Annotated in this window: 17 protein-coding genes and 1 other RNA gene; 10 read left to right on the top strand and 8 right to left on the bottom strand. The window is 57.2% G+C overall.

Features of this window, described 5'->3' with window-relative positions; all coding sequences use genetic code 11:
• The first annotated feature begins 161 nt into the window (after positions 1 to 161).
• The 3 genes from BQ4888_RS03385 (at position 162) to BQ4888_RS03375 (ending at position 5030) form a co-directional block, all read left to right on the top strand.
• On the top strand, positions 162 to 1073 hold the full coding sequence (locus tag BQ4888_RS03385; RefSeq protein ID WP_092053696.1) for a hypothetical protein: 912 nt from the start codon (positions 162 to 164) through the stop codon (positions 1071 to 1073).
• A gap of 526 nt (positions 1074 to 1599) precedes the next feature.
• Complete coding sequence (locus tag BQ4888_RS03380; RefSeq protein ID WP_140396584.1) at positions 1600 to 3069, top strand: choice-of-anchor F family protein; 1470 nt, start codon at positions 1600 to 1602, stop codon at positions 3067 to 3069.
• A 293-nt stretch (positions 3070 to 3362) separates the two neighbouring features.
• Positions 3363 to 5030 carry a L,D-transpeptidase family protein gene (locus BQ4888_RS03375; protein ID WP_092053694.1) on the top strand — a complete coding sequence of 556 codons (1668 nt, stop codon included), beginning with the start codon at positions 3363 to 3365 and terminating at the stop codon, positions 5028 to 5030.
• Between the two features lie 3 nt (positions 5031 to 5033).
• On the opposite strand, the gene BQ4888_RS03370 is transcribed toward BQ4888_RS03375, so the two are convergent.
• Positions 5034 to 6209 (bottom strand): TraB/GumN family protein, encoded by a 1176-nt coding sequence (locus BQ4888_RS03370; protein ID WP_092053691.1) that lies wholly within the window; start codon positions 6207 to 6209, stop codon positions 5034 to 5036.
• A 166-nt stretch (positions 6210 to 6375) separates the two neighbouring features.
• Positions 6376 to 6554: non-coding RNA, 6S RNA (gene ssrS / locus BQ4888_RS03365), on the bottom strand.
• Positions 6555 to 6918: 364 nt separating this feature from the next.
• Between ssrS and BQ4888_RS03360 the strand changes: the two genes are divergently transcribed.
• From BQ4888_RS03360 to BQ4888_RS03335, 6 genes are all read left to right on the top strand, one after another.
• Positions 6919 to 8229, top strand: coding sequence for an ammonium transporter (locus BQ4888_RS03360; protein WP_092053689.1), 1311 nt, complete (start codon positions 6919 to 6921; stop codon positions 8227 to 8229).
• A 44-nt stretch (positions 8230 to 8273) separates the two neighbouring features.
• Positions 8274 to 9026, top strand: coding sequence for a TorF family putative porin (locus BQ4888_RS03355; protein WP_240746390.1), 753 nt, complete (start codon positions 8274 to 8276; stop codon positions 9024 to 9026).
• An 86-nt stretch (positions 9027 to 9112) separates the two neighbouring features.
• A complete protein-coding gene (locus BQ4888_RS03350) occupies positions 9113 to 9952 on the top strand; it encodes a radical SAM protein (RefSeq protein WP_240746393.1) in 840 nt (279 codons plus the stop codon).
• 32 nt (positions 9953 to 9984) lie between these two features.
• Positions 9985 to 10779, top strand: coding sequence for a sulfate transporter CysZ (gene cysZ, locus BQ4888_RS03345; RefSeq protein WP_240746388.1), 795 nt, complete (start codon positions 9985 to 9987; stop codon positions 10777 to 10779).
• Positions 10780 to 10786: 7 nt separating this feature from the next.
• Positions 10787 to 11560 (top strand): inositol monophosphatase family protein, encoded by a 774-nt coding sequence (locus BQ4888_RS03340; RefSeq protein WP_092053680.1) that lies wholly within the window; start codon positions 10787 to 10789, stop codon positions 11558 to 11560.
• Positions 11561 to 11689: 129 nt separating this feature from the next.
• Complete coding sequence (locus tag BQ4888_RS03335) at positions 11690 to 11905, top strand: hypothetical protein (RefSeq protein WP_092053678.1); 216 nt, start codon at positions 11690 to 11692, stop codon at positions 11903 to 11905.
• Between the two features lie 39 nt (positions 11906 to 11944).
• Here the strand turns inward: BQ4888_RS03335 and BQ4888_RS03330 are convergent, their stop codons facing one another.
• Complete coding sequence (locus BQ4888_RS03330) at positions 11945 to 12322, bottom strand: hypothetical protein (RefSeq protein WP_092053676.1); 378 nt, start codon at positions 12320 to 12322, stop codon at positions 11945 to 11947.
• Between the two features lie 174 nt (positions 12323 to 12496).
• Here BQ4888_RS03330 and BQ4888_RS03325 point away from each other — a divergent pair, with 174 nt between their 5' ends.
• Complete coding sequence (locus BQ4888_RS03325) at positions 12497 to 13438, top strand: class 1 fructose-bisphosphatase (RefSeq protein WP_092053673.1); 942 nt, start codon at positions 12497 to 12499, stop codon at positions 13436 to 13438.
• Between the two features lie 91 nt (positions 13439 to 13529).
• Here the strand turns inward: BQ4888_RS03325 and BQ4888_RS03320 are convergent, their stop codons facing one another.
• The 5 genes from BQ4888_RS03320 to mdh form a co-directional block, all read right to left on the bottom strand.
• Positions 13530 to 14078, bottom strand: coding sequence for a 2-oxoacid:acceptor oxidoreductase family protein (locus tag BQ4888_RS03320; RefSeq protein ID WP_092053672.1), 549 nt, complete (start codon positions 14076 to 14078; stop codon positions 13530 to 13532).
• A 33-nt stretch (positions 14079 to 14111) separates the two neighbouring features.
• Positions 14112 to 14927, bottom strand: coding sequence for a 2-oxoacid:ferredoxin oxidoreductase subunit beta (locus tag BQ4888_RS03315; protein WP_092053669.1), 816 nt, complete (start codon positions 14925 to 14927; stop codon positions 14112 to 14114).
• Positions 14927 to 16066, bottom strand: a complete 1140-nt coding sequence (locus tag BQ4888_RS03310) for a 2-oxoacid:acceptor oxidoreductase subunit alpha (RefSeq protein WP_092053668.1) — start codon at positions 16064 to 16066, stop codon at positions 14927 to 14929. Before BQ4888_RS03310 ends, BQ4888_RS03315 begins: the two co-directional genes overlap by 1 nt.
• 23 nt (positions 16067 to 16089) lie before the next feature.
• A complete protein-coding gene (locus BQ4888_RS03305; RefSeq protein ID WP_092053665.1) occupies positions 16090 to 16281 on the bottom strand; it encodes a 4Fe-4S dicluster domain-containing protein in 192 nt (63 codons plus the stop codon).
• Positions 16282 to 16470: 189 nt separating this feature from the next.
• Positions 16471 to 17424 carry a malate dehydrogenase gene (gene mdh, locus BQ4888_RS03300; protein WP_092053664.1) on the bottom strand — a complete coding sequence of 318 codons (954 nt, stop codon included), beginning with the start codon at positions 17422 to 17424 and terminating at the stop codon, positions 16471 to 16473.
• Between the last annotated feature and the right edge of the window lie 43 nt (positions 17425 to 17467).

Here is a 17467-nt window from a genome sequence, read left to right as displayed (position 1 = left end):
TTGGTGTACTTGAAATCGGCAAACAGGCGGTCAAGAAGTTCTTTTTCGATGGCCATTTGGGCTCCTCAGAGGGTGGGGGGCTGGTGTACCCCGGAATGGCCATTTACACAAACTAAATTACACCCTCGCCGGGTCCGCCCCGGGACGGCAGCTTCGACCTGATGAACGGCACCTGGCCGGCTTCGATGAAGTACTTTTACGAGCAGAACTGGCCGAAGTTCATCGAGTTCGGCTTCATCGACCCGCAATATCCCACCCCCGCCGGCTACTGGGCGGCGCGTCCGGATATGGCGGCGATGCTCAACAACTTCCCGATGATGTTGCAGATCGACCGCAAGATCTTCCTGAGCGAAGCCGGCACCGTGCTCGGCTCGCCGGTACCGGGCCCGCAGAGCGCCGCCACCTATCCCGGCATCGCCAAGGCGATCAACGTCGGCCTCGGCAAGATGGCTCTCGACCTGGGCTATGCCCCGGTCGGCACGCCGCTGGAAACGGCCGGGCAGGGGATGTGGTCGGGGAACTTCTTCGGCATGTGGGTACCGCCGAACATGGATCAACTCTCGCCCTTCTTCGGTGAAGTGACCTCCTTCATCACCCTGAGCCACGCCATCAAGAGCAATACCGCCTTTACCGGGGATGCCTGCTACGCCTGTCATTACACCGCCGACGAATACGCCGGGGCCAACGCCGGCAGCAAGTACCTGAGCTTCGCCGACCTGGGCTATCCCGACCGCGACCTCAACGGCCGGATCGATCCGATGTACGACCGGGAGTTGGTCGCCGAGATCTGTGGTGACGGGCTGGATAACGACGGTGACGGCCAGGCCGATTGCGCCGACGGCGACTGCGACAGTAGTCCGCTATGTCTCGATACGACGGAAGCGATCTGCGATGACGGCCTGGACAACGACGGCGACGGCCAGATCGACTGCGCCGACAGCGACTGTCTGGGGGTCGGCCTCTGTGTTGCGGAAAACACGACCGCGACCTGTTCCGACGGGTTCGACAACGACGGCGACGGGCTGACCGACTGTGCCGACCCTGGCTGCGCCAAGAACAGGGTGTGCCGCTAGGTAACAGTTAGCAGAAAATATCGCGTTGTGATTACGGGAGGGGCATCAAGCTCCTCCCGTTTTTTCTTGAACTGCGGATGAAGGCGTGTTATTAAGCCGATCCTAATAATTCCAGGCACCTTGCTCCGCAAGCTGATTCACTATGCGGCCCTGCTTGAAATAAACAATGCAACCATAGTTGCCTTTGTCAGCTGTGGTTGCATTGGCTTTTCCGGCCCATTTCCTGCTGATGAAAGAATGATTGACCGCTTAGTCCGCAACTTTGGTTGCGCTGTTTTGATATGCTCAAAACATGTCTGCTCTTGAAAAATATCCATTGAATTAAAGGGGTTGTCGTCTTTTTCGAGAGTTGGGCATTGTCCTTGCACCCATTAGTCACTGAAATCGACGTCGGGTTGATGCTTCGGCCTGACCTTTTTTAAGACCATATTACAGAAGCCGGAAAGGAGGTAGGCGAGGGGGAGGGTGGCTTCGTTAGAAATGACGAAGAAAAATCCATAAACGAAGAGAAAACGAGGAGGAAAAAATGAAGAGAAGTTATACGAAGAAATTGGTCGCTCTTTTGGGACTCTCATTGTTCACCGCTGCCACGGCCCAGGCTGGCGTCATTACCGGCTGGGATCTGAGCAATGTCACCATCGCGCCCCCACCGCATGTCGAAGGGGTTACCTATGCCAGCACGATCTACACCAACACCCAGAAGACTGCCAGCAACGGCGCGATTACCTGGGAGGAGTCGGACGTCAAGGCGCCGGGGATGAAGGTCGTCAATCAGGATGACGTCACCGGCGAGAAGTGCATCATGACCACCGGCTACAATCCCTACGATTTCTCCGACAAGATGTGTTCCGATCCCTTGCAGTCAAGTAAGCGTTGGAAACTTAAAGGTTACAATGGCGAAGTTCTTGACGTTTATTTCTCCGCGATTACAGGAAGCACCAGCAGCTACAAGTCCATGCAGAAATTGACCAATGCCACCGACGGCAAGTGGAAAGGATTCCGCGCCGAACTCGGCTTCATCGTCAACGGGCAGTTCGTCAAGTCCAAAGCCGGTGACGGTCTTGGGTTCTCCACGAATCGCGGCGCCTATTTCACCCGCTTGACCTCTTCCGCGACGCAGAAATCCGAGACGCTTTCGGCCTATTTCTCCCAGGGTCTGGCCGGACCGGCCGACAAGTATCATCCGGAAACCGGTTATTTCGATCCGACGACCCGCTTCAGCTATCTGCTTTACGCCCTTGAAGACGAGATTTATACCGGTGCTCTTTCAACCAATTATTCCAATTTGTTCGGCGACTGGAATCCGAGCGAGGGCGTTCCCTTCGGCTATTTCTACGACGACGATGACAATCCGGATACCGATAATGCCCTAATGGCCAATTGTGAAGGCAACTTCGTCGTCACCGATCCGATTCTGGAAGCCGGTTACTGTGAGGGGCAATGGGTCACCTATCGCAGTCAGGCCGGGGTTGACGCAAACGGTGTCCCCTATCCTTCTGACGGTGTGAAAAAACCGGTTTCCGCCGAAACCATCGCCGCCTGGCAAGCCAACTCGCGCTACGCCACTGGGCTTATCGACGATTTGGCCAACCTGGGTCTGACCTATTACATCACGACCGGCGACAATACCAAGTGGCCCACCCCCGGTCAGTTCGTGTTGCGCTTCTATCCGGTTCCGGCCGAGACCGTGGTGCCGAGCCCCGTGGAGATTTGCGACGATGGTCTCGATAACGATAAGGACGGTCTGATCGACTGCGCCGACTCCGATTGCTCTGCCGATCCCATCTGCCCGGCGCCGGTGAGCGAGGTCTGTACCGACGGCATCGATAATGATCAGGACGGCAAGGTCGACTGCGCCGACTCCGATTGCCTCGGCATCGATGGCTGCGGAACGGAAGGTCAGGCAGCGACCTGCAGAGACGGCTTCGATAACGACGGCGACGGTCTCACCGACTGCGCCGACCCCGGCTGCGCCAAGAACAAGGCTTGCCGGTAACGAGAACGATTCCGGGAGAGACAGCGGTCTCTCCCGGAATTTGCCCGGAACCCCTTGCCCGGCAGGTTTGTAAACGTTTTCGCGTTTTGCCCCGGGATCTTTCCTATTCATCCCCCCGAGAGGAGTTTTTGGCTCCTCTCTTTTTTTGTGTAAAAATTCCGGGCATATTTTCAGAAATGGGCTGGCGGCGGAATGGATCGGCGAGTATCATGAATAAAATACCTGTTTTCTGATGATCCTTGTCCCTTTTTGTCTGTTTTCTGTAAATCTGAACCTATGTCGAGGGGAATTTAATGCGCTTGGTTGTTGTCCTCCTGTTTTTCTTCGTTGTTCTTTTCGGTTTTTCTCCCATCCCTTCCCACGCCTTCTCCCTTGCCGAACAGGTTCAAGGTGAGCTGGTCACGCTTCTTGAGCCGGTCCGTGCCACCGAAAGGCTGATCCTTGCCTCCGGCGAAGTCCGCCTAGAACCCTCCATTCCCGATTTCTATGCCCGACGTCAAGGTGTGCCACTTTGGGTCGGCAATCATGGGCCTTTGCCCCAAGCCCGGATATTGCTCGATGCCTTGCGCGAGAGTTCGGCGGAAGGCTTGTGTCCGGAGGATTACCACACCGAGGAAATTGCCGAACTGCTGGCCCTGGCCGAGGCAATGCCCCGTCACGGCATGCTCTGTGAACCCTGCATGATGGCCCGTCTCGAACTTTTGTTGACGGATGCCTTTCTCGTCTACGCGCGGGACCATCTGGTGGGACGTATGGCCTTTGCTCATCTGCGCGAAGCGCCGGAGCTCGGCGACAATGAAACGGATCCGGCGCTTCTGCTGGAGGAAAGCTTGCGGGGAAATCGCTTCGCCGAGACGCTGGCGGCTTTGGTGCCGAAGGATCCAGGATACATCCGGCTGATGGAGCAGCTTGAGATTTACCGGGGCTTGGCGACGGCGGGGGGCTGGCCGAAGGTCGAGCCGGGGGAAACCCTGCGCCCCGGCATGCGCCATGACCGGGTGCGGCAGATTAAAGAGCGTCTGCAGGCGACCTCGGCTCGGGTCTGGCCGGAAAACGAGCCGGACGATCTGTTGGCTGGGGAGTTGTTGCAAGCGGTGAGAGATTTTCAGGCGCTGCTCGGGTTGGAGGTCGACGGGGTGGTTGGGCCAGCGACGTTGGCGGAACTGAACGTGTCGGTGGAGGAGCGGGTGCGGCAGATCGAATGGAATCTGGAGCGCTGGCGTTGGCTGCCGAAGCCGGCGCCATCCCGTTATCTCGAAGTGAATATCGCCGACTTTACCATGAAGGTAGTGGATGAAGGGAAGACGGTCATGGACATGGCGGTGATCGTCGGCACCGGGTATCGCAAAACTCCGGTCTTTTTTGGAACGATGACCTATCTGGAGCTTGCACCCTACTGGCATGTCCCGCCGACTATCCTGCGTGAGGACAAGCTGCCGCTGATCCGCAGTAACCCGGGGTATCTCGCACAAAAAAACTTTGAAATCGTCTCCTGGAACAATTCCGCAGCGACCATCGATCCTGCCGGCATCGACTGGAGTACGGTGACGGCGAACAACTTTCCGGGCGCGCTGCGCCAGAAACCCGGCCCCTGGAATCCTCTGGGGCGGGTCAAGTTCATGTTTCCCAACCGCTTGGCCATCTATCTGCACGACACCTCGGCCCGCCATCTCTTCAAGCGCCGAGTCCGGTTGTTCAGTTCCGGCTGTATCCGGGTTGAGCGTCCTTTTGAACTGGCCCATTATCTGCTCGAACCCCAGGGCTGGACAGAAGAAGAGTTGGAGACGGCGATGAACCAGAGGATACCCCGGCAGGTCTCTCTCAGAGAGCCTCTCCCCATCCGAATTCTCTACTGGACCGCCTGGGTCGATGACGCCGGCGTTATGCAGTTTCGCCCGGATTACTATCAGCGGGATCAGGATATGCAGACGGCGTTGGATCTCTGGCGGTATCGGAACTGATCCTCAGAACAGATCCTTCAGCCAACCGAAGGCGATCAGCGTTCCTGCTGAGGCACCGAAGGAGGAAAAGAAGAATACCAGTAGCACCCGGGTCATGCGGTTGCCCCACCAGCCGCGCACCGAGGTCATGTCGTCGGGCACCCTCTCCAGGTCGCGCACCGTCGGCGCGGCGACGAAGGCTTGGACGATGCCGGTGATGAAACCGACGCCGATGGCGGGATGCAGGGTGGTGATGGGGGCGCCGAGAAACGACGCGAGAATGGTCAGGGGATGGCCGAAGGCGAGGAGCGAACCGAGCGCCGAGAGCAGTCCAGTTGCGAGAATCCAGGCGAGGGCGGCATCGGCGATTTTTTCGGGATCGCCAAAGAGGAAGCCGCCGACAAAGAGCAGAACGACCAGGGCGGGGATAAGCCAGGGGACGATTTTCGAGGCGGCGGGTTTTTCGGGGATAGTCGAGATCTCGGCAATGGTCCCGTCGGAAATGTTCTCCGTCAACTGTCGGCTGATGCCGGGCAGATGGGCGGCGCCGACCACGGCGACGACTTTCTTGCCGGGAGTGTTGCGGATGTGGTGGGCCATATAGGTATCGCGCTCATCCACCAGAATGGTTTTGACCGAGGGGAGAATGGTGCCCATCTCTTCCAGCATGGACGAGAGGGTGTCGCTTTGGCGCAGGCGCTCCAGCTCTTTTTCGTCGATCTCGGTTTTTTCAAAGATGCCGGCCAGCAACGTGGCGAGCAGGTTCATCTTCTTCCACAGTCCGGTCTTGCGCCAGGCGCGAAGCAAGGTGGTGCGGATGTCGCGATCCACCAGCGCCACCGGAATCTGCTTCTCTTCGGCGAGGTCGGCGGCGGCGGCCAGTTCGGCCCCCGGCTTGACTCCCGTTTGCAGTCCCATGCGCTTCTGGTAGGAAGCCAGGGCCAGGTTCGCCATCAGAAAGGGCGCCTGGCCTTTTTTGATGACTTGGATGACATTGAGCGATTCCCACTGGTTGCGGTTGCGCAGGGATTGCAGGCGCTGGGCGTCGAGTTCCACGCAGACGGCGTCGGGGTGTTCCGTTTCAATGACTTGCCGGACCTGGTCGACGGAAGCCTGGGAGATATGGGCGGTGCCGATCAGGATGATTTCCTTGTCGGGCAGTTGGATACGTAAAGGGGCGTTGGTGTTTTCAGTTTCCATCGGAACAGATCTTTCCTGAGGGGTCGCTGGAGAAAGGGCGGGGGAGGGCTTTTCTTTTTGCACTGAAGCGGACCTATAAAAATCAGCAAGTCGAGGCGAACTGCGCCTCGACTTTTTTTGTGGGAAAACAAAAAGCGCCCCCCTTGGTGGTGAGCGCTTTTTCCGAAAACTCTCCACGCCTGCCGTGGGTCATTGGGCCTCCAGCGAGTCCCAAAAAGGTGGAATCTCTTGTAGGCATATCAGGCGTCCCACTCGAGGTGGGCTGGCTCACAACGCCCCTGAATCGATCCCGTAAAAAAATTATTCCGCTCGGGCGTTCTGACCACACATGCAGGGTAGAGAGTCTTTCAGGTTGATTTGAGTATAGCCACAGCCTCGGGCTTCTGACAAGAAAAATTTCCAACTACAGCCTGCACCTCTCCCGGTATCAGGAACCCTTTGTTTCACGCTTCTCCTCTGCCCGGTTAAATGGCAGAGCCCCTTTATGCTGCCCGTATTTTAGGCGGAAAATATCCTCATGTTTATGCAACTATGTGAAAATAAATGCTTTTTATTTTTGGCATTGCTGATGCTAAAGAGCATGTCAAAGCACGGCGGCTTCGGCGATATGCCGGGAAGGTGGGAGGCAGGCCTCCTCCCGGTGCGAGAACGAACAGGCAGGCGGACGCTTTCCGTCTCTCATTACCTTGACCAAGCAGGAGGAAGCGACATGAAAAGGTTCTTCAAGTACATCGGGTTCGGGCTGCTCCTGGCCTTGCCCTGGCCGGTCCTGGCCGAGGAGGCGCCCCTGACGGAGGTGGCCTATATCCTCAACACCTTTTCCTTCTTGATCAGCGGCGTGCTGGTCATGTGGATGGCCGCCGGTTTCGCCATGCTCGAAGCGGGCCTGGTTCGGACGAAGAATGTGGCCACCATCTGTCTCAAGAACATCTCCCTTTTCGGCATCGCCGGCATCCTCTACTACCTAGTCGGCTACAACCTCATGTACACCGGCGTCGACGGCGGCATCATGGGCAGTTTCGGTCTGTGGGCGGCGGACGATTCGGCGGCACTGGCTGGAGATTACGCGGCCAAGTACTCCGCTGGTTCCGACTGGTTTTTTCAGATGGTCTTCTGCGGCGCCGCTTGCTCGGTCGTTTCCGGCTGTGTCGCCGAGCGGATCAAGCTCTGGTCGTTTCTGCTCTTCTGCGTCGTTCTCACCGGCCTCATCTATCCCATCCAGGGATCCTGGGTGTGGGGCGGCGGTTGGCTGAGCGAACTGGGGTTTTCCGACTACGCCGGCTCGACCCTGGTCCATTCCGTCGGCGGCTGGGCGGCCCTTACCGGCGCCGTCATCCTCGGTGCCCGCAAGGGCAAATACGGCAAGGGCGGGAGGGTCAATCCCATTCCCGGCTCCAACCTGACCCTGGCGACCATCGGTACCTTCATCCTCTGGATGGGCTGGTTCGGCTTCAACGGCGGCAGCGCCCTGGCTTTAGGCAGCGCCGGCAGCGCGATCGAACAGGCCAATGTCTACATCAACACCAACCTCGCGGCCTGCGGCGGGATGATTGCGTCGATGATCCTGGTGCAGCTCCTCTACAAAAAGGTTGACGTTACCATGGCCTTGAACGGCGCCCTCGCAGGTCTGGTCAGCATCACCGCCGGTCCGGCGGCCCCTTCGCCGGGGGGCGCGATTCTCATCGGCGCCGTGGGTGGTCTGCTGGTGGTACTGGCGGTCCCCTTTTTCGACAAGCTCAAAGTCGACGACGTGGTCGGCGCCCTTTCCGTCCACTTGGTCTGCGGCATCTGGGGAACCCTGGCGGTCCCCTTCAGCAACAGCGAAACCAGCTTCCTGACCCAGCTGCTCGGCGTGGTCGCCATCGGTGCTTTCGTCTCGATCTGCAGCAGTCTGGTCTGGCTGGCGATCAAGTACACCGTCGGTCTGCGGGTTTCCGAGGAAGAAGAGTATGTCGGCAGCGACGTGGCCGAGATCGGTATGGAGGCTTATCCCTACTTTCAGGGGCGGAATATCAACTGAAGTCAGTGACGTCCAATCCTTACCCTTAACCAGGAGGAATGAACATGAAAAAAATGTGGGTGTTTTTATGCGCGGCCGCGGTTTTTGCTGTAACCTGTCCCGGCCCGTCCTCGGCCGCCGTGGAGGTGGAAGGCGGCGCCTATGTCGGCTTCTTCGATAAGTATCTGTGGAGAGGCTACGATCTCAGCGGTAGTGGCGGCGTCATCCAGGGGGGGATGGACCTGAGCCACAAGGGCTTTACCCTCAGCTACTGGACCAACATTCAGGCCAATGATGACAAGCCAACCTTCAAGTCGGGCGAAGCGACCGAAACCGACATCACCCTCGATTACACCTTCAGTCTCAATGACACCGTTTCGCTCAGCATCGGCAACATTTATTACAATCTCAATACGGATGACGATAATGGGGATAACTACCCCGATACCAACGAAGCCTATGTCGGCCTGTCTCTGAACACCATTCTCGAACCGACCCTGAAGGTTTACTACGATTGGGATGAATGCAAAGAGGACGGACTGTTTGTGACCGCCGCCGTCGGCCACGGCTTCGATCTGGCCGAAGGCCTCTCCCTGAGTCTCGGTGCCTTGGTCGGCTACAATCAGGAAAGCGATTACGCCGTGGGCGATTACAGCGACTGGCACAACTATGAACTGAGTGTCGGCCTCGACTATGCCGTCAACGAAAATGTTTCCATCAGCCCGTCCTTCCTCTTCTCTTCCCCGATCAGTGACGAGTCCAAGGATCGGATCGACAGCGAAACTGTCGGTGGAATCACCCTTTCCTTCGCCTTCTGAAAAAGTTTCCAGCTCGCCGCTTCGACCTTTGGTCGACAGCCTGCCGCCACCCGACTATAATGGGTGGCGGATTTTTTTTGCGAAAGGTGAGTCTGGAACGGATGTCGAACAACAGCAAATTTCTCGTCCCGCTTACGGACGGTCTCGCCGTCGAGGCGGTCTATTATGGCAGCGGCACCCTGTGTATTTCCAGTCAGGCCGGGTGCGCCGTCGGCTGTCCCTTTTGCGCCTCGGGCTCTCGAGGACTACTGCGCAATCTCAGCGTCGCCGAACTTTGGGCGCAGATCGAAGGGGCACGCGCCCTGGGGATCGTGCCCAAGCGCCTGACTCTGTCCGGCGTCGGTGAGCCGTTGCATAATTTTTCGGCAGTAGTGGAGTTTCTCGAAGTCTGCCGAAGTCTTAATCTGCCCCTGTCCCTCACCACCACCGGCAGCCCTACGCCGCTCTTCAGGGAAATGATCCGCCTGCCGCACAATGGGCTGATGCTCTCCCTCCATGCCGGTCGCGCTGCCACCCACCGGCGCCTGATTCCCCGAGGGGCGGAGTTGGGCGAGGTGCTCTCGGTTCTGCAGGAGACCCTGGCCGGGATCTCCCGGCGCCGCCGACGCAAGCTGGGGATCAATTATCTGCTGCTCGCCGGGATCAACGATTCTCCGGCGGAATTCACGGAGCTGTTGCCGCTCTTTCAACGCTTTCCCGAACTGACCCTGCATCTGCTGACCTGCAATCCCGTGCCCGATTCCGCTTTTGTCAGTCCCGATTCCGCCCGTGTCGACGAACTCCACGCCTGGCTGTCGGCGCAGGGGGTCAACGCCCGCCGCGCCAATGCCTGGCGCATCCAGGCGGATGGGGGATGCGGCACCCTCTTCGTGCGCACGCTCGCCGACCGGGCGATTGGTGTTGATGGCCAGCTTGTGCTAGGATGAGCCGCGAATCACTTTTGCAAGGAGTCTGTCCTATGGTCATTTCCGCCGCAGTTCGTCCGGTCGGCAATTTTTCCCGGGGATTTTTTTCCCATTGGCAGAGCGCGCGCTTTCTGCTGCGTCATCCCAGCCTGTGGAAGTATGTTCTCATCCCCTTTCTGATCAACCTGGTGGTCTTTTCCGGGTCGGTCTATCTCGGCATGGATTTCTTCAACGACAGCGTTGTTCAGCTGATCCCCCGGGGAGAGGCCTGGTACTGGGCCACGCTCTATTATTTTCTCTGGATCATCGCGGTGGCGGTGACGACGGTGGTGGTCTTCTTTTCCTTCACCGTCATCGGCAATCTCGTCGCCTCGCCCTTCAATGATCTCCTTTCGGAGCGGACGGAAAACCTGATATCCGGCCAACGGGACGAGGAGCCCTTTTCCCTTGCGACCTTCGGTCGCGATGCCCTGGCCACCCTGGCGGTGGAGGTAAAAAAAATCTCCCTCTTCGTCTTTGCGATGCTGGCCCTGTTGCTGCTCAATCTGCTACCGGTCTTCGGCAGCCTGCTCTATTCGGTTCTAGCGGTTTTGTTGACCCTCTTCTTTCTGGTAGTGGAATACATGGGTTTCGTTTTTTCCCGTAAGCGCCTGAATTTTACCGAACAGCGACGTTACATTCTGGCGCGTAAAACCACCATGCTTGGTTTCGGCGCGGGCGTCCTGGCGTTGCTGGCGATTCCTTTTCTCCAGTTTGCCTGCATTCCAGTGGCCGTGGTCAGTGCGACCCGGCTGTGGTGTGAGGAGCAGGATTATTCTTCGGCGGAATCCGTCGACCAGCGAGGGTGAGGGAGCGATGAAAGCGATTGCGGTAGCGGCGGCCCGTCGAGGGGGAGAAATTCTGTTGGAAAAATTCCAGCGAGGCATCGCCGTCAGTCACAAGGGGGAGGTCGATCTGGTGACGGAAGCGGACCGTCTCGCTGAAGTGGCTATTGTCGAAGTTTTACGCGGGACCTTTCCCCGCCACGACATCCTCGCCGAAGAAGGCGATTACGGGTCGACCGATTCCCATTACCGCTGGATTATCGATCCCTTGGACGGCACCACCAATTATGCCCACGGCTTCCCCTGGTTCGCTGTCTCCATCGCCCTGGAGGTCGCCGGGGAGATTCGGCTCGGTGTCGTCTTTAATCCCGTTTCCCAGGAAATGTTCGTTGCAGAGAAAGGCGCCGGCGCCTTTCTCAATGATTACCCCCTGCGGGTCTCCGCGGCCGATCAGTTAGCCAACTCCCTTCTGGCGACCGGGTTTCCCTATGATCGCAAGACCAGCCCGGTTAATAATTTCGATCATTTCGTTAATTTTCAGCGGGCGGCGCGCGCTTGTCGCCGGGCCGGTTCCGCCAGTCTCGACCTGGCCTGTACCGCTGCCGGCCGCTTTGATGGCTACTGGGAGATGAAGCTCAAACCCTGGGATGTGGCCGCCGGCAAGCTTCTGGTGGAGGAGGCCGGGGGGCGGCTCAGTGATTTTTCCGGTCGGCCCTATGATATTTACGGTCAGGAATGTTTGGCGAGCAACGGCTTGATTCACGAGGAGATGGTCCAGGTTCTGCAAAATGGACTCCGGCCATGAACAGGGAAGGGGGGCGGGCAAGATATCGTCCCTGTGCTATACTGACTTCCGATAGATGTCGCTTAAAGGCCGCCGGTACCCTTCGGCACGGGGTTGAAGGGGCCGAAGGCCCAGGAGGAAGGAGTAGTCATGACCGAAGTGAATCGCAGTGAAAATCCTCTGGTCACCCCGCAATCCAATCGGCCGCTCGATCATTTGGAAGAATCCCTCAAAATCATGGATCAGCACGCCGCCGAGCTTGTGGCGGCGGAAAACGACATTTGCGAGTCACTGCGCAAACGGGATCGCGAATATAAGGACGAACACCTGCACAGCGTTCCACGACCACGAAAACATATGCGTTGAATGAAAAAAGGCCCCTGATTCAGGGGCCTTTTTTACGGCTTACGCTTTGGGTTCGTTGTCTTCGGGGGGGGCAGGACAGACCTGATTCTGGAGATTGTCGATTTCCTCCTTCAATTTGGCGGCGGTCTTTTTCAGCGGGTCGAGAGTTTCCAGGGCCGCCTTGACCTCGGCATCCTCGAAAACGTTGGCCACCTGGTTGTCCCGGGCCTGGTCGATTCGTTTGCCCAGATCACTTTGCGCCATGGCAATTTTGCGGGAGAGGATGGTCAGTTCGATTTTCTTTTGGGCCGCCTGCACATAGCAGGTCGCCGGGCGAACGAGGCTCTTGACCGTATCCTGAGTCGTTTTCAGCGCTGTATTCCACATTTCTTCGATATTCGATTTTTTCTCGGTTTTCGGTTCATTCTCTTCTTGCATTTGGTTCCTCCCTGAATAAGAAAAAATTTTGCCTCGATAATATCATTATGGAATTCTAAGTCAATGTTTTGCGTCTATCCTTGAGGTGTTTGTCCTTGCCGGTCACGGGGTTTTGATTTAAAATTTCAAAATTACTAAACTAATTTATAACTTCAGGTGCGGAAGGAGAAAGCGATGGTAGAACCCGGTAAGACCAAATTTCAGATTGATCTGCGCCGGCATTTGCGTGAGGTGGGTGAAAATCGCGACCTGACTCGCCTGATCTGCGAGATCGCCGATGCCTCCAAGTACATCGTCAATTCGATCCGCACCGGGGATCTGGGGGTTGCGGGAACATCCAACCTCTATGGCGAAGAACAGCTTGCCCTGGACGTCCTCTCCGACCGCATCCTGCGTAAGCGCCTGACTAATTCAGGGGTTGTCGCCAATATGTTGTCGGAAGAAACCCCTGACATCATTCCTGTTTCCAGTGACTATGAGGGGAAGTATTCGGTCGCCTTCGACCCCCTCGACGGCTCCTCGCTGGTCGATGTCAATCTTGCCGTGGGCACCATCGTCTCTATCTTCGAGGGGGGCAATCTGCTGCAACCGGGGCGCAATCAGGTCGCGGCTATGTACATCCTCTATGGACCACGCAATACCCTGGTTTACTCAACGGGGCGCGGCGTTCATGAATTCGCCATGAATGCCCTGATGGAATATACCCTGGTGCGGGAGAATGTGACTATGTCCCAGGCCGGCGGCATTTACGCGCCGGGCGGGCAACGCAATCTTTACAGTGCCGGCACCGAGGCCTTCGTCCAGGATCTGGAGGCACGAGGGGCCAAGCTGCGCTATAGCGGTGGTTTCGTTCCTGACATTAACCAGATTTTGATGAAGGGGAAGGGGATTTTTATGTATCCCCATCTCAAAAACGCCGCCAACGGTAAGCTGCGGCTGATTTTCGAACTCAATCCCATGGCCTACCTGGTTGAGCAGGCGGGGGGCGCAGCCTCCACCGGGAGCGTTTCTATTCTCGATCTGCAACCGCAAAGCATCGAAGACCGCGCGCCCGTATTCATCGGCTGTAAAGATGACGTCGCCCGCGCGGTCGATTTCGTCACCCGGATGGGCTGAGCGCTTCCGTTATCCAAATTGAAGACGAAAAAGCCCGGCGGGATCACCGCCGGGCTTTTTCGTTCCTTCAGGAAAGTCTACTGGTTAGTGATTAAGCCAGCAGCGCTTTGCCTTTTTCGAAACCAAGGGCATAAGCTTTTTTGTTGAGGTCAACAAAGGCTTCAGGAACCTTGGCCAGTACCGCTGTTTCCCCGGCTTCACGGGAAACCACGCCGGTCAAAGCAATCATGGCACCAAGGGCGACAACGTTGGCAACGATTTCGCGGCCAAGCTCTTCCTTGGCGGTACGGGTGATCTGCATCTTGTAGGTTTTGAAATCACCCTGGGGTTCGTTTTTGACGAAGTCTGTGTCGATCAGCAGGATACCACCTTGTTTGATGCCGTTGGCGTATTTGTCAGCGGATTCCTGAGTCATGGCCAGACAGGCGTCGACAATGGTCGCTTTCGGGTAGTCGATTGGGCCATCGGAAATGATAACCTCAGACTTGGATGCACCGCCACGAGCCTCAGGGCCGTAGCTCTGGGATTGCGCGGCATGCCGTTTTTCGACGATGGCGGCCGCCTCGGCAAGGATGATGCCGGCGGTGATCAGACCCTGGCCGCCAGCCCCGGAAAACCGGATTTCATATCTTTCAGCCATTTTTACACTCTCCTTAGTTCACGGTTTGCCGAATCAGGCGCCTTTGACTTTGGCAATAATCTTGGCGTACTGTTCGCAGTACTCGGGCTTGTCTTCTTTGTAAAGAACACCGGTCAGGAGCTTGCCCTCGAGTTGCTCGGCAGTCATCTTGGCGGCGGCGGCAACCGGTACGGCCGTGTCCTTGAGAACCTTCATCATATCCACAACGCTGCGGAATTTGTTACGACGACCGTAAGTGGTGGGGCAATCGTCGACAACTTCGATCACAGCCATCCCCTTGTGCTTGATGCCTTCGGCGATCAATTTGTCAATCTGGGTGGCATGGAAAGCGGTGGTGCGGGCGACAAAGGTAGCACCGGCGCCGATGGCCAGCTTGCTGATGTCGAAAATCGGATCAGGGTTGCCGTAAGGCGTGGTGGAGGCTTTGGCGCCGGTCGGGGTGCAGGGCGAGAACTGACCACCGGTCATGCCGTAGATATGGTTGTTCAGCAACACATAGGTCATATCGATGTTGCGCCGGCAGGCATGGATGAAGTGGTTACCGCCGATGGCGGTACCGTCGCCGTCGCCGCCGCAGCAGATCACGGTCATTTCCGGCTTGGCCATCTTAACGCCAGTGGCGAAAGCGGCGGCACGTCCGTGAGCGGTGTGCAGGGTGCAGGCATCGATGTAACCGGGGAGACGGCTGGCGCAACCGATACCGGAAACGATGGCGGTATTATTTTTTTCCAGGCCGCAAATGTCCAAAGCCCGGATCAGGCCTTTCATGACAATCCCGTGGCCGCATCCGGGGCACCAGATGTGGGGAAGTTTCCCGGGACGGATCCACTTCTCGTAATCGTACGACATTACATTACCTCCTTGACCTTACTCATAATCTGGTCGGGATTGATCGGCTCGCCGTCAACCCGGTGGACACCGCCAAGGGCACAGCTGCCTTTGGTGACACGCTCAACTTCCAAAATCATCTGCCCCAGGTTCATTTCCGGAACGACGATGCCTTTAACCTGCTTACCCAGATCTGCGACTCTCTTCTCGGGGAAGGGCCAGAGGGTGATCGGGCGGAACAGGCCGGCCTTGATGCCTTCTTCACGCAGCTTGTTGACCGCGTAGCGAGCACTACGGGCAGTAGAGCCGTAGGCAAAAATCAACACCTCGGCGTCGTCACATTTGTATTCTTCGTTCTTCTCGATGGCGGCAGCATTCTCCGGGGATTCCACCTTGCGAACCTGACGGCGCTCTTCGGCGTCAACGTATTCGGCCTTGGTGGTCGGGAAGCCGTCTTGGGCTTTGTTCAGGCCAGTGACGTGAAAGCGATAGTCGCTGCCGAAGGCGGCCAGGGGCGGTACATCTCCAAAGGAGGTGTCGTAAGGCTTGTATTTTTCCGGCGGAACGGAGGGGGCGGTACGGTTGATGACTTCCAGTTCGCCCGGCTCGGGGAACTCGATCGGCTCACGCATGTGGCCAACGATCTCATCGAACAGTACCTGTACCGGCATGCGGTATTTTTCAGCCAGATTGAAAGCACGAACCGTTTCGGAGAAGATTTCCGGAATGGTGGAGGGAACCAACGCGATGGTCGCGTGATCGCCATGGGTACCCCATTTGGCCTGTTGCACGTCGGACTGGCCGGGGCCGGTCGGCATGCCGGTCGACGGACCACCGCGCATGACGTTGATGATGACAAGAGGGACTTCGGCGATACAGGCATAGCCGATCAGTTCTTGCTTAAGGGAGACACCAGGACCCGAGGTCGCAGTCAGGGCTTTGGAGCCGGCCAGTGAAGCGCCGATGCAGGACGCGATTGCTCCGATCTCGTCTTCCATCTGAATAAATTTACCGCCAACCTTGGGAAGTTGCTCGGACATGACCTCGGCAACTTCAGTAGACGGAGTGATAGGGTAGCCGCCGAAAAAATTACATCCGGCATACACAGCCCCCAGGGCGCACGCAGTGTTCCCCTGAATAACAGCAACTTTTTTAGCCACGTTAACCGTCCTCCCGTTAATTATTAATCTTTGTGTACCTTGATGGCAAAGTCAGGACACCGCAGTTCGCATTGCATGCAAGCGATGCAGTCCTGAGGCCTGGCAACCGTAACCACGAAAGCGTCCATCTCCAGTACCTGTTTCGGGCAAAATTCGACGCAGATCGAACACCCCTTGCAGTACTTTTCGATGACTTCAATTCTTGCACTGCTCATTCCCGATGATCTCCTTTTTAGGTAGTTGACGCCGGCGTAACCGCCAGAAAAAGCGTCGAAATCCTAACACATGACCTTGTGGTGTGCTACAAAATTAATACTTTCCAGTAAAAAAAATAAAGGATCCAACAGAAAAGGAAGGGCAATGTCGCCATTGCCCTTCCTTGGGTCCGGCAAAACCTCATGAAATTACTTCATGCTGCTGACAAGTTCTTTGACCGCATTGACGGATTTGTCCATCATGGCCTGCTCGGTGGCATCCAGTTTGAACTGCAGGATACGCTCGACACCCTTCTCGCCAAGGACGGTGGGAACGCCGACGAAGTAGCCTTTGACGCCGAATTCGCCGTTGAGATAAACGCAGCTGGGCAGAACCCGCTTCTGGTCTTTGAGAATCGACTCCGCCATGGCGATGGCGGAAGAGGCCGGGCTGTAGAATGCGCTGCCGGTTTTGAGCAGGGCGACAACTTCACCACCGGCACCACGGGTGCGCTTAACCATGGCTTCCATAACTTCAGCGGCCTTGGCGGCGCTGCCGTACTTCTGCTCGAGCAGTTCCATGACCGGGATGCCCTGAACGCTGGCATAACGGACCAGAGGTACCATGTCGTCGCCGTGGCCGCCGAGGGTCATAGCGACAACGTCTTTGACCGATACGCCCAGTTCCCAGGCGATGAAGGCTTTGAACCGGGCCGAGTCAAGAACGCCGGCTTGGCCGATAACGCGCTCGTAGGGGAAGCCGGTGACCTTCTGGCAGAGGGTAACCATTGCATCGAGAGGATTGGAGATAATGATGACGAAAGATTGGGGAGCGTATTTCTTGATGCCTTCGGCGACCGAGGTCATGATCTTGCTGTTGACTTCGATCAGATCGTCGCGGCTCATGCCGGGTTTACGGGGCAGGCCGGCGGTAACGATGACGACGTTGGCGCCTTCGATGTCTTTGTAGTCGTTGGTGCCTTTCAGGCAAACGTCAAAGCCGTCAACGGGAGAAGCTTCGGCGATGTCGAGGCACTTGCCCTGGGGCAGGCCTTCGACGATGTCGAACAGGACGACGTCGCCGAGTTCGCGCAGGGCGCAGAGTTGAGCCAGAACGCCACCAATTTGTCCGCCACCGATAAGTGCGATTTTCGCTCTTGCCATGATGATCTCTCCTTATGTTGGGAAATGAAAGTACGGAATCGGG

This window comes from Desulfuromonas acetexigens (assembly GCF_900111775.1).
Classification (GTDB): domain Bacteria; phylum Desulfobacterota; class Desulfuromonadia; order Desulfuromonadales; family Trichloromonadaceae; genus Trichloromonas; species Trichloromonas acetexigens.
Note: the sequence above shows the minus strand (reverse complement) of the source record. Positions and strands in the feature narration are given on the sequence as shown.

Bases quoted from the DNA above. Each gene is read 5' to 3' on its own strand.
- BQ4888_RS03360 (WP_092053689.1), top strand. From the start codon at position 6,919: ATGAAAAGGTTCTTCAAGTACATCGGGTTCGGGCTGCTCCTGGCCTTG.
- BQ4888_RS03355 (WP_240746390.1), top strand. From the start codon at position 8,274: ATGAAAAAAATGTGGGTGTTTTTATGCGCGGCCGCGGTTTTTGCTGTA.
- BQ4888_RS03325 (WP_092053673.1), top strand. From the start codon at position 12,497: ATGGTAGAACCCGGTAAGACCAAATTTCAGATTGATCTGCGCCGGCAT.
- BQ4888_RS03375 (WP_092053694.1), top strand. From the start codon at position 3,363: ATGCGCTTGGTTGTTGTCCTCCTGTTTTTCTTCGTTGTTCTTTTCGGT.
- BQ4888_RS03380 (WP_140396584.1), top strand. From the start codon at position 1,600: ATGAAGAGAAGTTATACGAAGAAATTGGTCGCTCTTTTGGGACTCTCA.
- BQ4888_RS03320 (WP_092053672.1), bottom strand. From the start codon at position 14,078: ATGGCTGAAAGATATGAAATCCGGTTTTCCGGGGCTGGCGGCCAGGGT.
- mdh (WP_092053664.1), bottom strand. From the start codon at position 17,424: ATGGCAAGAGCGAAAATCGCACTTATCGGTGGCGGACAAATTGGTGGC.
- BQ4888_RS03340 (WP_092053680.1), top strand. From the start codon at position 10,787: ATGAAAGCGATTGCGGTAGCGGCGGCCCGTCGAGGGGGAGAAATTCTG.
- BQ4888_RS03315 (WP_092053669.1), bottom strand. From the start codon at position 14,927: ATGTCGTACGATTACGAGAAGTGGATCCGTCCCGGGAAACTTCCCCAC.
- BQ4888_RS03305 (WP_092053665.1), bottom strand. From the start codon at position 16,281: ATGAGCAGTGCAAGAATTGAAGTCATCGAAAAGTACTGCAAGGGGTGT.
- BQ4888_RS03335 (WP_092053678.1), top strand. From the start codon at position 11,690: ATGACCGAAGTGAATCGCAGTGAAAATCCTCTGGTCACCCCGCAATCC.
- BQ4888_RS03385 (WP_092053696.1), top strand. From the start codon at position 162: ATGAACGGCACCTGGCCGGCTTCGATGAAGTACTTTTACGAGCAGAAC.
- BQ4888_RS03370 (WP_092053691.1), bottom strand. From the start codon at position 6,209: ATGGAAACTGAAAACACCAACGCCCCTTTACGTATCCAACTGCCCGAC.
- BQ4888_RS03330 (WP_092053676.1), bottom strand. From the start codon at position 12,322: ATGCAAGAAGAGAATGAACCGAAAACCGAGAAAAAATCGAATATCGAA.
- cysZ (WP_240746388.1), top strand. From the start codon at position 9,985: ATGGTCATTTCCGCCGCAGTTCGTCCGGTCGGCAATTTTTCCCGGGGA.